The organism is Halomonas sp. SS10-MC5 (genome assembly GCF_015992245.1).
Taxonomy (GTDB): Bacteria; Pseudomonadota; Gammaproteobacteria; order Pseudomonadales; family Halomonadaceae; genus Halomonas; species Halomonas sulfidoxydans.
Genome location: NZ_CP065435.1, coordinates 2,681,420 through 2,694,821, shown reverse-complemented (window position 1 = coordinate 2,694,821; position 13,402 = coordinate 2,681,420). Strand labels below are relative to the sequence as shown.

Genomic DNA, 13,402 nt, shown 5'->3' with positions numbered 1-13,402 from the left:
ATATCTTAGGATGTGTCAAGGGAGGAGCCAGCCCAGACCCATTATTTTGCGACAAGCGGCTGCTTCCGGCCATGCCGGTCGATCGCCCTCGGTCGGGCTGAACGGCGCCGCGCCAGCCGCAGCCAAGCATCCGAAGGGAGGCGCTGAGCCCCATGGCGGGCTTTTGCGGTCACGCGTATAGCGAAAGCCGGCGCATTCTAGGGGATACCGCTGGGAAAGGGAAACGGCAGTTACCCGCCACCTGCATTCACCGCGCCAGGCGAGCAAAGTCCACTGCGCCACGCGAGAAAATCCTGCCCTGGCGCGGGGTGCCCATGACAGAATACGCGTCGTCCCAGGGCGGCAGGCAGCTCGTCGCCCCAGCAGAGCACGCGAAAGGAACGCAGATGACCGCCAGCACATCCTGGAAGCAGCAGGAGCGAGCGAATCGCAGGCGGCTACCCGCCAGACTGGAAGCCCACACGGCACGGCTGGAGACACTGGCCAGTCTGTGGGGGTTCGCCTTTATTGCGCTGCTGGTGGTGCTGCCTTGGGCCTATGCGATCTTTCCCCTGCTCGCCGCGGTCACCCTGCTGCCAGCGCTGCTGTTTCATGCGCCACGGATGGGTGGCGATGGCTGGCTCGACCGCGACGATATCGCCATGCTGCTGGCTCTGCTCGCTTATGGCGGGCTGTGGTGTCTCGACGTATGGCGCAGCGGCCAGTGGCCGATAGGTGAGGGCAACCAAGGCGTGCTTTTGCCGCTGTGGCCGTTGCTGGGCGCCGCGCTGCTGCTGGCGCTCAGGTCGTTCTCGCCGGAGCCGCGGCTGCTGTGGCTGGCGGTATCGTGCGGTGCCGTGGGCGCCGGTGGCATTGCCCTCTTCGAACGGCTGGTGCTGGGCAAGGCGCGAGCCAGCAACGGCATGAACGCCATTCCCTTCGGCAATCTCTCCCTGCTGCTGGGCGGGCTCTCGCTGCTTGGCGCTCTGTGGTGCCTGCGCGCCGGCAGCGTTCGTCGCCCGGCCATGGTGGTGCTGGGCCTGCTGGCGGCCATGGCCGGCATGGTAGGGTCGCTGCTTTCGGGCACTCGCGGTGGCTGGATCGCCGCGCCATTGCTGCTGCTGGTGGTCTATCGGGTCGCGCGCAACCTGTTGCCCAGTCGGACCCGGCGATTGGCGGCCGGCACCCTGATGGCGTTGCTGCTGGCGCTGGCGCTGATACCGCAGAGCGGCGTCAGGGATCGTGTGGCACTCGCCTACAGCAACCTGGAACAGTACTGGGCAGGGGATTCTCGCGGTACCTCTGTCGGGTTGCGGCTGGAAATGTGGCGTGCCGGCGGCCTGATGTTCCTCGAACGGCCGCTGTTTGGTTGGGGCGAGGGCGAGGTGTCGGCACGGCGCGATGAACTGATTGACCAGGCCGGGCTCCATGCGGGCATACGCCACCACGACCAGCTCCACAGCGAGCTCATCGATACCGCAGCGCGCCGTGGCCTGGTGGGCGTCGCGGTGCTGGTGGCACTCTATGTGGTACCGCTGGGCCTGTTCTGGCGCCGCTTGCGCAGCCCCGGTGCCGAGCCAGGCACCCGGCTGCTGGCCGCCGCGGGCATGATGGTGCCGGTGGCCTTCATCGACTTCGGGCTGACCCAGTCGATGCTGCGTGACGTGCGCGGCCTGAGCGGCTACCTGGGGCTATGCGTGGTGTGCTGGGCGGTGCTGCGCAAACATGAGCCAGCCCGACCGTAGCCGGGCTGCAAGAGAAGCGACCTTCATCCTGTCGTGCCAGGGCTGCCGCTTACCATTTAAGCACCAAGTTCTTGTCCGCTGCTTCGCCGAATTCGACGCAACGCTGGTAAAGCTCCAGGTTCTGGGCCAGGTTCAAGCCACAACGCGCCCACGCTTGAGCTTCGTGTAGCCTCAACTCATGCCGCTTGGCGAGGTAATACTCGTAGGGCAGCATCTCTTCGGACAGGCCGATGTCATGATGCATGAGCGTAATGATGCGCCCGACCATCTGGGGGTTGTTCTGCTGATTGGCATGATGCAGCAGGCGCTGATAGTTGAAGGTGGTGCGGTAGTCGCTCTCGAGCGTCTTCATGAAATAATCCTGTGCCGGCTCGAGATTGCCCAGCATAGCGTGGGCGAGAGAAAGCTGGTTGTAGACGTGGGCGTTCTTCTCCAGCATCGGAGGGATCGCGTCTTGCTCCACCGCCTCCAGGCCAGCCCGCAGCTCGGTCTCATTGTTCGATACCAGGCGGTTCAGCCCATAGAGATAGTCGACGGAAGCGAAACGCGGCACGTCATTGCCGATGCGGCGGCGACGTTCGTCAGGCTCTAACTCCCAGATGCGCTCGTTGAGCTTCTCCAGGCGGACCTCCATGGGCTCGTAGAGGCTATCGCGGGAACCGGTCATGCGCGCGGCGCAGCCGGCAAAATTGACGTTATAGCGATTGTCGCCCGCATCGGTAACGCAGACGGGCGTATCATCACCGCGGCTTGCCAGGGCACTTTGGGAATACTCGCCCAAGCGACGAACGGCCATCTTCAAGCCATCCTGGGAGTAACCGGCTGCCGCGAGAAGCGACACGGCAAAGGCATCTGCCTGGACTTCCTGCTCGCTGTTCCAACGGTGATAGATCAGGCCGTTGGCCGCTTCCTTGGCGGCATCGCCCAATACCACGCTATAGCCATTGCCGGCTGCAATACCACCGATGCGCGCCGCCGTGACAGCGGCCTGTTGAAAACGGGACTTGATCGTGTCCTCATGGAATACATGCGAGAGTTCATGAGCAAGGAGGGCGGCAATTTCATCTTCGCTCTCTGCCTGCGCCATGACGCCGGTAGACAGAACGATGGTGTAAGGCGAGAGCGCGTAAGCTTCGTAGCCTGCAAAAGAATCGACCACGACGATGCAGTTGCACGGCTCATCCAGCCCGGCTTCGAGGCGGATCAAAATGCCGTTGAGATAATCGAGAAGCGCCTGGTCGGCGATCAGTACGCGGTTCATTCGGTGGACATGCTGCAGGTCGGCCGAGCGCACTTCGTAGCTCACCCCGGCAAGCTGGGAGTCGCCAGTCGGCAGCCCGGCGCACCCCGCCAGCGTCAGGCAGAGTAGCAGCGTGGCGATGCGTTTGATCAACGGCATGATTCACCTGCCCCCTTCACGCTGGCGGAGCGGGTATCCGCGGCCAGGGCCAGAGGAACCGTATCGCAGGCACTGGTGACAAGCGCCTCGTTGGCAAGGACGACATCGGCGCGCGCGATACGGTACTGCTCCCCGGCGACGGTAAACAGCAGTTCACGCTGAGAACCGGTGTTGGTGCTTGCCGCTAGCGGCAAGGAAAAGCCGGCAATCTCGTCGACCAAAAACCACTGCTCGCTACTGACCTGCTGAGCTTCGGTGAAACGGGGGCTGGGGATCTCCACGATCTGAACCGCCTCGGCCCAGGCGGCCGAGGTACACATCAGAATGGCGGCAGCGCATAGCATTCGCGCGTTATGCATCGTTTGTCTCCTTGATTGGCTGGGTAGCTGCCTCGTTGCGCAGCACGACTTCGCGAAGCAGGGGGACGACAGCGATCAGCGATAGCCATCCCTCCGGTACGATTCGCATCAGGTTGTGAAAGACCAGCTGAAGCAGCAACACGGCCACGGTGATCACGCCCCACCAGATCAGCACCAGGGGAATCTTCGTACGTGGCGGGGAAACGTGACGCCGCTGCGCCTGCAGCATGAACAGCAACACGGCCAGGCACCATGCGGCGATGCCCCACAGCGTGACATCTCGATACCGGAAGTAGCCGCTCTCCAGCCGCCAGAGGTTTTCGAAGGCGACGGCATGCAGCATGACGCCGGGCAACTGCTCGTAAATGGGCGTGGCAACGTAATCCAGCATACTGGGCATGACGACACCGACCATCACGGCATAGGGTGCGCCTTCACCGAGCTCCGGCGGAACCAGCGAAACCGGGTCATCGCCGTAGAGCTGTGAGGCACGAACGAGATTGACCGGCAGGCAGTCGGCCGAGAGGTGGCTCGGCTCCACCTTGCGGTAGAGCCCTTGGAGCACGCCTTGCGCGAAGCGCTTCAGCAGTGCGCCCGAGCGGCTTACCGGCTCTGCCGGTACGCACTCCGGCGCTTCCCGTGATGCCCACTGCACGGAAAGATCGGAGGCCGAGGTCGGCTCCAGCCAATCGCATGAGCGGTTCGAGGCCTCGCACAGGGCCTGGTACACAGCAACCGCCGGGGTCGGCCTGACGTCGCCGCGCGTGGTGTTGAGGAGGGGAACGGCCGCCAGGAAGGGGTAGTCATCTCCATGCCCATGCCAAGATGTCGGCGCCAGTTGGGGCTGAGCCAGCAGCTCATAGGAAGGCAGGGACATGGGCATGGGGCTGCCACCCCCGGCCAGTAACAGCTTGGTTGGGCCATCTTGTGCCAGCATGGACAGCCGGCTGCCCAGCCTCCCGAGATCGCCACTGGCGCTTCTTGGTGCCTCGAAGAAGATATCGTAGAAGAGCGCGCTGGGTGGGTGTGCCTGGCTGTCGGTCAGGTCGGTGATCAGCCTGGCATGGTCGGCGTAGTCCAGCGGCCAATCGCTGCTCGACATCCACCCGCTACCGTCGCCATGCAGTGCCTGGATGCTCGGCGCATCGATCATCACCACCGTCAGCGGGGCGGGCTCGACACCGGAGAGTCGTACGTGAAGGTTCTGGTATTCACGCGACAGGGCACGGTCTGAAGTGGAGGAGAGCGTGAAAGGATCGGCCGCCAGCGCCCAGATGCCCAGCGCCACATAGACCAGGTAGCGAACTCCGGCGATTTGCCAGCAGCGGTGTCTAAGTGAGTGCCCAAGGCCGACTATTCGCTCAAGCCGGGCCATGTGCACTTCGCCTCGAACGCTTGCGACCACTCCTGACACTGCACGAACCGGGCCTGCGAATCGAGGCATAGGGCTGCCGTGAAAGGCAGCGTGGCTTCCCTTTCTGAAACATCCTGATTCCTTGCGTACGGCAAAGCTCTGCTGGCTTCGCTCTATTTTCTTTTCATTCTTTTCTGGCTGGTCAGACCAGCTTGTAATGCTTCAACAACATAAATTGCCAAGTAAATAATTTAAATTAGGAAAAGGTCGTATCGCTCGATCTTCATTCCCAAACCCCCTCGAACTGGCGCCAGTAGCTACCGAGATCCCGCTCCTGGGTAAGCTGATACAGCGAGTGGCGGCGGTTGAGGCGGGCGCCACCATCGCGGGTGAGCGGCTGCCAGGCAATGTCGGCGCGATCGCGGCTCGAGCGCACGAAGAAGGCATCGAGCGGGATCGAGAGGTAGAGCGCCTTGTCGAAGCTGCCTTCGCCGAAGTCGTCGCCGGCGTCGGTGAAGGTGGCCCAGCCGCCGACCCGCACGCCGTTGTCGAACTCGCGCGAGACATCAAAGGTCACGCCGTTGTCGCCGGCGAGGTAGCGCCCGACGCTGACCTTGGCCAGCAGATCCTCGAAGCCGGTATCGACATAGGCGGTGAGATGGCCGGTCCAGGTCTGGTAATCGCGCAGCGCGAAGCGCTGGTCGAACTCGCGCTGGCGCACCCGGTTCACGTCAAGGCCAAGGGCCCAGCGGCTGTTGAAGGGGCGGTAGAGCACCTCGCCGCCGATTCCGGCATACATGACTTCCAGTAGCCCGCCGTAGCCCAGCAGGTACCAGTCGGGCGCCAGCTGGGCGGTGCGGGTGTACTGCAGCTGGGTAAGGCCCACGTCGGCGCTGGCCAGGTAGTCGCCGATATGGGTTCGCACCCGCGGCAGCTCGGAGCGGGCAATATAGTCATACTTGTCGAGGTTGTCGGCGAGGGTGGCATCGGCGCGCAGCGAGAACCAGCCGTTGGCATCGGTGTGCCACGCCATGTCGGCGAAGGCCGAGAGGCGGTAGAGGTAACCGTCCGGCCCGCCGAAGTTCTGCTCCAGGGCCGGGCCGAAGTGGTAGTCGAAGCGCTTCGGCGTGCCACGGTACAGGGTCTCGCCCGCGGCGCGCTCCAGTTGGGCATGCACGTACACGCCCTGCAGGTGCTCGCGGGCCGCGTCGGTCGAGGCCACGCCAGCCACGAAGGAGTCGCGCGGGTGCACGCTCTCGCGCAGGCCCAGCCCGTGCTGCTGCCACCGATAGCGGAATTCGGTCACGTCGGGGCCGAGTTCGGCGTGCAGGATGCGCCCCGCGCGGCCCTCGCTGGTGGCCAGGTTGCGGTAGCGCTGCGGCTCGGCGGTCACCGTCACGCTGCCGCCACGGCGCTCGAGTTCGTGCACCCGCATGCCGGCGTTGGCTTCTAGCGCCTCGGCGACGTCTTGCCAGTTACCCCTGGCCGGGGCATCCAGCGGCATGGGGGGCGGGTCCTGCTTGGCCTGGGCGAGCCCCGCCAGGTTGGCCGAAACCGTCACCCCCGCCATGAGGGTATCGCCGCGCTGCCAGCCCGCATGCAGCGAAACATTCTCCCCCAGCTGCAGCCGTGAGCCGAGATTCACCCGCGATTCCGCTGCGATCGGCGTGCCGGCCGGCTCGTTGCTGTAGTCGTTGCCCTCATATTCAAGCTGCAGCACCAGCGGCTGCCACGGGGTCTGGTACTCCACGCCGCCGAACAGCGCCGCCGGCCCGCGGAACAGCTGCGAGATCTCGAACTCACCGCCGCCTTCGCCGTACTCGGTGGGGCGGTGATCGAAGCGGCTGTCGAGCCAGCCCAGCGGCGAGCCGAGATCGCCACTGGCGCCGAGGTAGCCCCAGCCGAGGCCCAGCGAAATATCCCAATCGCCGAAGCGCTTGTTCGCCACTAGATACTCGGCACCGAACAGCGTGGTACCGCCGGCATCGCGCAGGCCCAGCGCCACCTCGGGCCGGTAGGGGCCTTCCTCGAGCAGGCGAAACTTGGCATCCAGCCCCTTGTCGAGGTAGTTGCGCTCACCGGCAATACTCTCGCCGTAGCGTCGGTCCTCGATCTCGACATAGCGAAAGCCTGCCTCCAGCCACGGCGTGGGCTGTATGAACACGCCATAGCGCCGGTAGGGCGCAGTGCGGCTATAGGTGGCGGCGAAGTGGCCCAGCGGCGCCATGCGCGCGGTGGGGGTTTGCATCAGGCCGACGCCGCCGAAATCGCTCTGGCCGGCGCCCAGCGCCGAGGGGCTGTCCAGCAGCAGGGCGGCAATCAGGCAGCCTGGCAGCGCGCGCGTGTACACGCGTAGGGAGAGGGCCGGCCGGCGGGGGCGTGGGTTCATGGGGTTGGCCATAGGGTACAAGCGTCACCGGGTAGGCGAGTGGCGAGAAAACGCACCAGCAGTTGGTTGACCAGGCTGCCCTCCTGGGTGCCGCCCAGGCCGTGGCGGGGCAGCAGCAGCACTAGCCGCGCACCGGGGGCCAGCGGGGCCGATTCGCGATTCCAGCGCGCTACGCCCAGCGTCGTGGCGGTGCCCAGCGGCGATATCAGCGCGGCCTGGTCGAGCTCATCGCGACCGGCGGCGGGCAGTTGCGCAACGGCATCGGCCGTGGTCATGCCGGGCTGCCAGGTCAGGCGGGTAACGCCGGCGGCATGCCACAGCTCGACCCAGCCCGGCGGCTCGCAGCTGCCAAGGTGCGCCAGGCGTGCGGTGGGCAGGTTGCGCCGCAGCGAAGCGGCGAGCCAGGGCAGGTCGAAGCGCTCCGGCGAGCGTGCGGCGTCGATGGGCAGCTCCCGCAGCGCCTGGTGCCATGCCTGCAGCCGGCTCGCCTGGCGCGCGTCGCCCATCAGTGCCAGGGCATCGCCCAGTGCGGCCACTTCGGCCAGCAGCTCGCGGCGCAGGCCGGCAAGCGTGGCGGCGTCGCTGTTGCGCAGGGCGAAGCTATAGGCCCAGTCGAGCGGTTCGGGCTGCTCGGCCTGCCAGGCCAGCCACGCCTCGAGCAGGGTGGCCGGCATGGCGCCGGAGGCCGGCGCTTCACGCTGGGCGCTGGCAGCCAAGGGGGGCGGCAGTAGCGCCGGCAGCAGAAGCGTCAACGTAAGGGCCAGCAAAGGGCGGCGTCGCGTCATGAGGGTTTTCACGTGTCTTGTTGCAGAAGCCTGGCACCGCAGGCATTCATTGCCACCAGTGCCGGGCCACCTGCCAGCGAATTCGCGGCGCGCCGGGCCAGGGGCGCTCATCCACCGCCCACAGCCGGCGCTCCTGCGGGTCGCGCCACAGCGTCGCGTTCTGGCTTGGGCCATGCTCCCAGCGCAACTGCTGCGTGCAGCGCTCCAGCGGGCGATCCCCTAGCGGCAGTTCGGTCGCTTCGGCCGCGGCGCACGCCAGCGTACCCTGGGCCACCCCGCGTACCAGTTGCCCCTCGCTATCCTGCCAGTGGCGTACCAGCACGAAGCGGGCCGGGGTATCGAGCTGCCAGGGCGGCGGGGTCTCGGGGTAGTGAGTGGCCAACAGGTCCTGCGCCAGCCCGCTGGTGGCATAAAGCCCCCCGGCGTGCAGCGCCAGCAGCACGCCATCGGCCAGTGGCCAATAGCTGTGGTCGCCGGCTCGAGTGCCCATCACGGCCAGCCCCTGCAGATCCCCCATGCGCAGCGCGAGCGTGGCATAAGGGATCTCGGCGGCCTGGTCGCTCGCTTCGCCGCGCGACGGCAGTACCGTTTGCAGCGAAGCGCCCAGCGGGCTCAGGCCGTCGCTGGCACAGCCGGCCAGACCGAACAGCGCCCCACACAAAAGCGAGACCGCCCTCAGGCGGTCTCGCTTAGGCGCTTGGGACCAGGGCCAACCCATCAATTGGTGCCCGTGGTTCCCGTGGTGCCAGTGCCACCATTGCTGGAGCCGGAAGAGGCAACGGCGGCGCCAACGGCCACCGCACCGGCAATCCCGACGCCCGCCAGCGCCGCGGTGGAAAGGCCCGTCGCCGCGGACAAGCCCGCCAGGCCGCCGCCCGCCGCGGCACCGCCTGCGGCTGCGCCACCCGCTGCCGCCCCGGTACCTGCCGCCGTACCCCCTGCGCTGCCAGCGGCGCCGGTTGCGGCGGAACCGCTCGAAGCGCCGGAGCCGGCCGCAGCGCCAGTCTCCTGAGCCAGTGCCAGCGGGGCAACCAGCATGCCCGCCACGACCACCGTTGCAATACCCTTCAAAGTCATCCGTCGACTCCCTGTGCAGATGTCGCTCAATGGCGACTGTTACTTTGTGCTACGTACCAGAAAACTAATTCCGGCGGATGGTAACGCCTGAGGCGCCGCATGACCAGAGCTTCGTCGCTGGACGACTTTCGTTGTAGGAAATTTGCGACAGTTTTTGTAAGACATTGCTGCAAAGCGGTCAAAAAATGATGAGAGGCATGGTCTATAGGTAATGAAATGTGTACTATCGCCACCGATTTTATGGGTGCCTAATTTCCCCTGTTGCCAAAAGGCAACGCCCGAAGCGGCAGCCCTACATATCTGAGCCCCTTGCCGGCATCGCCTTGCCGGCTGGGGGATTCTTTTTTCCGGCCTCGGGGATGCGCCTTCGTCACCTCGGGGCGGTAGCGTGTCCGAACGAAATTCAAGGGGCTGGCTGAATGCATCACACCCGACTCACACGGTTCGTCCTGCTGGCTTGCGCCGGCCTTCTGGCCGGCTGCGCCTATGCGCCCGGCGGGCACATCGGCTATCGCGCCGAAAGCGCCCCGATCGACGACCTGGTGGACATCCGCCCGATCACCCCCGGGCTGGTACGCGCGCAGCGGCCGGCGCCGAGCAATGCCGACATGCGCCGCCTCAGCGACTCGCTGCTGGCCGACGTAGAAGGCTACGATTACGGTATCGGCAAGGGCGACGTGCTGAGTATCACCGTCTACGACCACCCCGAGCTGACCATTCCCGCCGGCGGCGAGCGCAGTGCGGCGGAATCCGGCAACGTGGTGCACAACGACGGCACCATCTACTACCCCTACGTGGGCCGGCTCCAGGTCGTCGGGCTGACGGTGGCCGAAGTGCGCGACATCATCGCGCGCCGGTTGGCTACCTACATTGCCGACCCACAGGTAGAAGTCCAGGTGGCGGCATTCCGCTCGAAGAAGGTGCTGGTCACCGGCGAGGTCAACGAGCCGGGCCGCCAGCCGATCACCAACGTGCCGCTGACCGTGCTCGACGCCATCAGCCAGGCCGGCGGGCTGAACGACGAGGCGAGCTGGCACGAAGTCACGCTCACCCGCAACGGCGAGGAGTACCGCCTCTCGCTGTACGACATGCTCTACCGGGGAGAGCTGCAGCAGAACCGCCTGCTGCAGGATGGCGACGTGCTGCACGTGCCCGACAACCTGGGCCAGCACGTATTCGTGATGGGCGAGGTGGGCGAGACCGTCAGCCTGCCGATGGGGCGCTCGCGGCTGTCGCTGACCGACGCCCTGACACGCGCCGGCGGCATGAACGAGAACAGCGCCAATGCCAGCGGCATCTTCGTGATCCGCGAAGCCGCAGCCGAGAGTGAACAGCTGGCCACGGTGTACCAGCTCGATGCGCGCAACGCCACGGCGATGATGCTCGGCACGCGCTTCCAGCTCGAGCCCAACGACGTGGTCTACGTGACCACCACCCCGCTGGGCCGCTGGAACCGGATCATCAGCCAGATCCTGCCCAGCGTGACGGCGGTGTACCAGGTTACCCGCGCCACGCGCGACGTGACCGAACTGCGAGACGACATCTGATGTTCCAGCGCATCCTGATTGTCTGTATCGGCAACATCTGCCGCAGCCCGGTGGCCGAGGCCATACTGCGCGCCAAGCTGCCCCAGCGCGAGTTTAGCTCCGCCGGCCTGGGCGCGCTGGTGGGGCAGGGCGTCGAGCCCACCGCCCGTGAACTGGCCGAGGCCGAGGGGCTCGACGTCTCGCAGCACCAGGCCCGCCAGCTCACCGCCGACATGCTGCAGGCCGCCGACCTGATCCTGGTAATGAGCGACGGCCAGCGCCGCGCCGTGGGCGAGCTGGAGCCCGCCGCCCTGGGCAAGACCATGCGGCTCGGGCGCTGGCTCGACGGCGGCAAGGGCCGCGACATCCCCGACCCCTACCGCATGAGCCGCGAAGCCTTCGAACACGCCCACGACCTGATCAAGCAGGCATCCGCCGCCTGGTCAAACAAGCTGTGAGCCTGCTTCCACTGCCTGCCTAACCCTGTTTTCTTTTAGCTTGTCGCTTTCAGCTTGAAGCTTTCAGCTTGAAGCTAAACGGAGTCCCCATGTCAGATGTTGCCCAGCCCTCCGCCCCGGCCCACCAGGCGCCGGCCGACGACGAAATCGACCTTGGCCGCCTGTTCGGCCTGTTGCTCGACCATAAGGGATGGATCGTTGCCATCACCGCTCTGTTCAGCCTGCTCGGGGTGGCCTATGCGCTGCTGGCCACGCCGATCTACCGCGCCGATGCGCTGGTGCAGGTCGAGAGCAAGGCGGGCATGAACAACCCGCTGCAGGACGTGCGTGCCATGTTGGGGGAAGAGACCAAGGCCGACGCGGAGCTCGGCATCCTGCGTTCGCGCTTGGTGCTGGGCCGTGCGGTGGAACAGGAGCGGCTGGACGTGACCGTCACCCCGCGCCGGCTGCCGCTGGTGGGGGACTTCCTCGTACGCCACGGGGTCGAGCGCCCGGCCTTCCTGGATGGTTACGCCTTCACCCGGCGCAACGTTTGGGCCGGGGAAACCCTCAACCTGGGTGAGCTGCACGTCGCCCCGGCGCTGCAGGGTGAAGCGTTCACCCTGCAAGTGCTCGAGGGCCAGCGCTACCGGCTGAGCCTCGACGGCGAAGTGCTCGGCGAGGGCCGGACCGGGCAGGGCGAGAGCTTCCTCGATGGCCAGGTCACCCTGCGCGTGGCCGAGCTGCTGGCCGCGCCCGGTGCCGAGTTCGAACTGGTGCAGCAACCGCTGCTCGACGTGATCAACGACCTGCGCACGCGCTTCAGCGTCAGCCAGCAGGGCCGCGACAGCGGCCTGTTCGACCTCTCGCTGAAAGACGCCGACCCCCAGCGCGCCCAGCGCACCCTCAACGCCATCAGCCAGGTCTACCTGACCCAGAACATCCAGCGCCAGAGCGCCGAGGCCGAACAGAGCCTGGAGTTCCTCGAGCAGCAGGCGCCCCAGGTACGCGTGCAGCTGAGCCAGGCGGAAGAGACCCTCAACGCCTACCGCATGCAGCAGGACAGCGTCGACCTCTCGCTGGAAACCCAGGCGATTCTCGAGCGCATCGTCACCCTGGAAGGCCAGCTCAACGAGCTGGAGTTCTCCGAGGCTGAGATTTCACGGCGCTTCACCCCAAGCCACCCCACCTATGCCGCGCTGAACGAAAAGAAGCAGCAGCTGCAGCGCGAGCGCGCCCAGCTCAACCAGCAGATCAACAACCTGCCCGAAACCCAACAGCAGATGCTGCGCCTGACCCGTGATGTGGAAGTCACCCAGGAGATCTACGTTCAGCTGCTCAACAAGATGCAGGAAATGAACATCGCCAAGGCCAGCACCGTGGGCAACGTGCGCATCCTCGACGGTGCCATGGTGCAGCGCCTGCCGGTGGAGCCGAAGAAACCGTTGATCGTGATTCTCGCCACGCTGCTCGGCGGCATGGTGGCGGTGGGATTCGTACTGGTGCGCGGCCTGCTCAACCGCGGCGTGGAATCGCCCGCGCAGATCGAAGAGACCGGCCTGCCGGTGTACGCCACGGTGCCGCTCTCCGAGGAGCAGCACAAGCTCACCCAGCGCATGCGCCGGCGCGAAGAGAAGCGCGGCAGGGCGGTGCCCATGGCCCTGTTGGCCGAGCGCGCTCCCGCCGATACCTCCATCGAGGCGCTGCGCGGCCTGCGCACCAGCCTGCACTTCGCCATGATGGAAGGCAGCGACAATCGCCTGATGATCACCGGCCCCAGCCCCGGCATCGGCAAGAGCTTTGTTTCCATCAACCTGGCCGCGGTATGCGCCCAGGCCGGCCAGCGGGTGCTGGTGATCGACGCCGACATGCGCAAGGGCCACATCCACCACGCCTTCCGCGGCAAGAGCGAAGGCGGGCTCTCCGAACTGCTGGCCGGCAAGGCCGCGCTGGACGACGTGCTGCGCGCCACCAGCCAGGAAGGGCTGAGCTACCTCTCGCGCGGCAGCGTACCGCCCAACCCCTCGGAGCTGCTGCTCACCCAGCGCTTCAGCCAACTGCTCGAAGAAGCCAGCCAGCGCTTCGACCTGGTGATCGTCGACACCCCGCCGGTACTCGCCGTGACCGATGCCGCCGTAGTGGGCAAGCAGTGTGGCACCACCATGATGGTAGTGCGCTTCCAGCAGAACCCGATCAAGGAACTGGAAGCGGCCCGCCGCCGCCTGGAAACCGCCGGGGTGGAGCTCAAGGGCTGCGTGCTCAACGCCGTCGAGCGCAAGGCCGCCACGGCGTATGGTTACGGATATTATAATTACTCCTATAAGTAAGGAGAACAGAAACAGAATGTAATGA

11 protein-coding genes are annotated in these 13,402 nt (G+C 66.0%); 4 read left to right on the top strand and 7 right to left on the bottom strand.

The features are described 5' to 3' along the window. Positions 1 to 386: 386 nt before the first annotated feature. Entirely contained in the window at positions 387 to 1,724 is a 1,338-nt protein-coding gene (locus I4484_RS12540; RefSeq protein ID WP_197447625.1) for an O-antigen ligase, read from the top strand. 49 nt (positions 1,725 to 1,773) lie between these two features. Here the strand turns inward: I4484_RS12540 and I4484_RS12535 are convergent, their stop codons facing one another. The 7 genes from I4484_RS12535 to I4484_RS12505 form a co-directional block, all read right to left on the bottom strand. Next, on the bottom strand, positions 1,774 to 3,123 hold the full coding sequence (locus I4484_RS12535) for a M48 family metalloprotease (protein WP_197447624.1): 1,350 nt from the start codon (positions 3,121 to 3,123) through the stop codon (positions 1,774 to 1,776). Further along, the gene (locus I4484_RS12530) at positions 3,114 to 3,482 is read right to left on the bottom strand and encodes a hypothetical protein (protein ID WP_197447623.1); all 369 of its coding nucleotides are present in this window, start codon (positions 3,480 to 3,482) and stop codon (positions 3,114 to 3,116) included. The genes I4484_RS12535 and I4484_RS12530 overlap by 10 nt, the downstream gene beginning before the upstream one ends. Beyond that, positions 3,475 to 4,857, bottom strand: a complete 1,383-nt coding sequence (locus I4484_RS12525; protein WP_197447622.1) for a CHASE2 domain-containing protein — start codon at positions 4,855 to 4,857, stop codon at positions 3,475 to 3,477. Before I4484_RS12525 ends, I4484_RS12530 begins: the two co-directional genes overlap by 8 nt. A gap of 262 nt (positions 4,858 to 5,119) precedes the next feature. Next, positions 5,120 to 7,225 (bottom strand): YjbH domain-containing protein, encoded by a 2,106-nt coding sequence (locus tag I4484_RS12520; RefSeq protein ID WP_197447621.1) that lies wholly within the window; start codon positions 7,223 to 7,225, stop codon positions 5,120 to 5,122. Continuing rightward, positions 7,222 to 8,010, bottom strand: a complete 789-nt coding sequence (locus I4484_RS12515) for a capsule biosynthesis GfcC family protein (RefSeq protein WP_197447620.1) — start codon at positions 8,008 to 8,010, stop codon at positions 7,222 to 7,224. The genes I4484_RS12520 and I4484_RS12515 overlap by 4 nt, the downstream gene beginning before the upstream one ends. A 46-nt stretch (positions 8,011 to 8,056) precedes the next feature. Next, positions 8,057 to 8,671, bottom strand: coding sequence for a YjbF family lipoprotein (locus tag I4484_RS12510; RefSeq protein WP_197447619.1), 615 nt, complete (start codon positions 8,669 to 8,671; stop codon positions 8,057 to 8,059). A 56-nt stretch (positions 8,672 to 8,727) separates the two neighbouring features. Continuing rightward, positions 8,728 to 9,087 (bottom strand): hypothetical protein, encoded by a 360-nt coding sequence (locus I4484_RS12505; protein WP_197447618.1) that lies wholly within the window; start codon positions 9,085 to 9,087, stop codon positions 8,728 to 8,730. A gap of 419 nt (positions 9,088 to 9,506) precedes the next feature. Here I4484_RS12505 and I4484_RS12500 point away from each other — a divergent pair, with 419 nt between their 5' ends. The 3 genes from I4484_RS12500 to I4484_RS12490 all read left to right on the top strand — a co-directional run bounded on the left by I4484_RS12500 (position 9,507) and on the right by I4484_RS12490 (position 13,377). Further along, entirely contained in the window at positions 9,507 to 10,634 is a 1,128-nt protein-coding gene (locus I4484_RS12500) for a polysaccharide export protein (RefSeq protein ID WP_197447617.1), read from the top strand. Then, a complete protein-coding gene (locus tag I4484_RS12495; protein ID WP_197447616.1) occupies positions 10,634 to 11,071 on the top strand; it encodes a low molecular weight protein-tyrosine-phosphatase in 438 nt (145 codons plus the stop codon). Before I4484_RS12500 ends, I4484_RS12495 begins: the two co-directional genes overlap by 1 nt. Positions 11,072 to 11,160: 89 nt before the next feature. After that, complete coding sequence (locus I4484_RS12490; RefSeq protein WP_197447615.1) at positions 11,161 to 13,377, top strand: polysaccharide biosynthesis tyrosine autokinase; 2,217 nt, start codon at positions 11,161 to 11,163, stop codon at positions 13,375 to 13,377. Positions 13,378 to 13,402 lie beyond the last annotated feature (25 nt).

Bases quoted from the DNA above. Each gene is read 5' to 3' on its own strand.
- I4484_RS12540 (WP_197447625.1), top strand. From the start codon at position 387: ATGACCGCCAGCACATCCTGGAAGCAGCAGGAGCGAGCGAATCGCAGG.
- I4484_RS12535 (WP_197447624.1), bottom strand. From the start codon at position 3,123: ATGCCGTTGATCAAACGCATCGCCACGCTGCTACTCTGCCTGACGCTG.
- I4484_RS12530 (WP_197447623.1), bottom strand. From the start codon at position 3,482: ATGCATAACGCGCGAATGCTATGCGCTGCCGCCATTCTGATGTGTACC.
- I4484_RS12525 (WP_197447622.1), bottom strand. From the start codon at position 4,857: ATGGCCCGGCTTGAGCGAATAGTCGGCCTTGGGCACTCACTTAGACAC.
- I4484_RS12520 (WP_197447621.1), bottom strand. From the start codon at position 7,225: ATGAACCCACGCCCCCGCCGGCCGGCCCTCTCCCTACGCGTGTACACG.
- I4484_RS12515 (WP_197447620.1), bottom strand. From the start codon at position 8,010: ATGACGCGACGCCGCCCTTTGCTGGCCCTTACGTTGACGCTTCTGCTG.
- I4484_RS12505 (WP_197447618.1), bottom strand. From the start codon at position 9,087: ATGACTTTGAAGGGTATTGCAACGGTGGTCGTGGCGGGCATGCTGGTT.
- I4484_RS12500 (WP_197447617.1), top strand. From the start codon at position 9,507: ATGCATCACACCCGACTCACACGGTTCGTCCTGCTGGCTTGCGCCGGC.
- I4484_RS12495 (WP_197447616.1), top strand. From the start codon at position 10,634: ATGTTCCAGCGCATCCTGATTGTCTGTATCGGCAACATCTGCCGCAGC.
- I4484_RS12490 (WP_197447615.1), top strand. From the start codon at position 11,161: ATGTCAGATGTTGCCCAGCCCTCCGCCCCGGCCCACCAGGCGCCGGCC.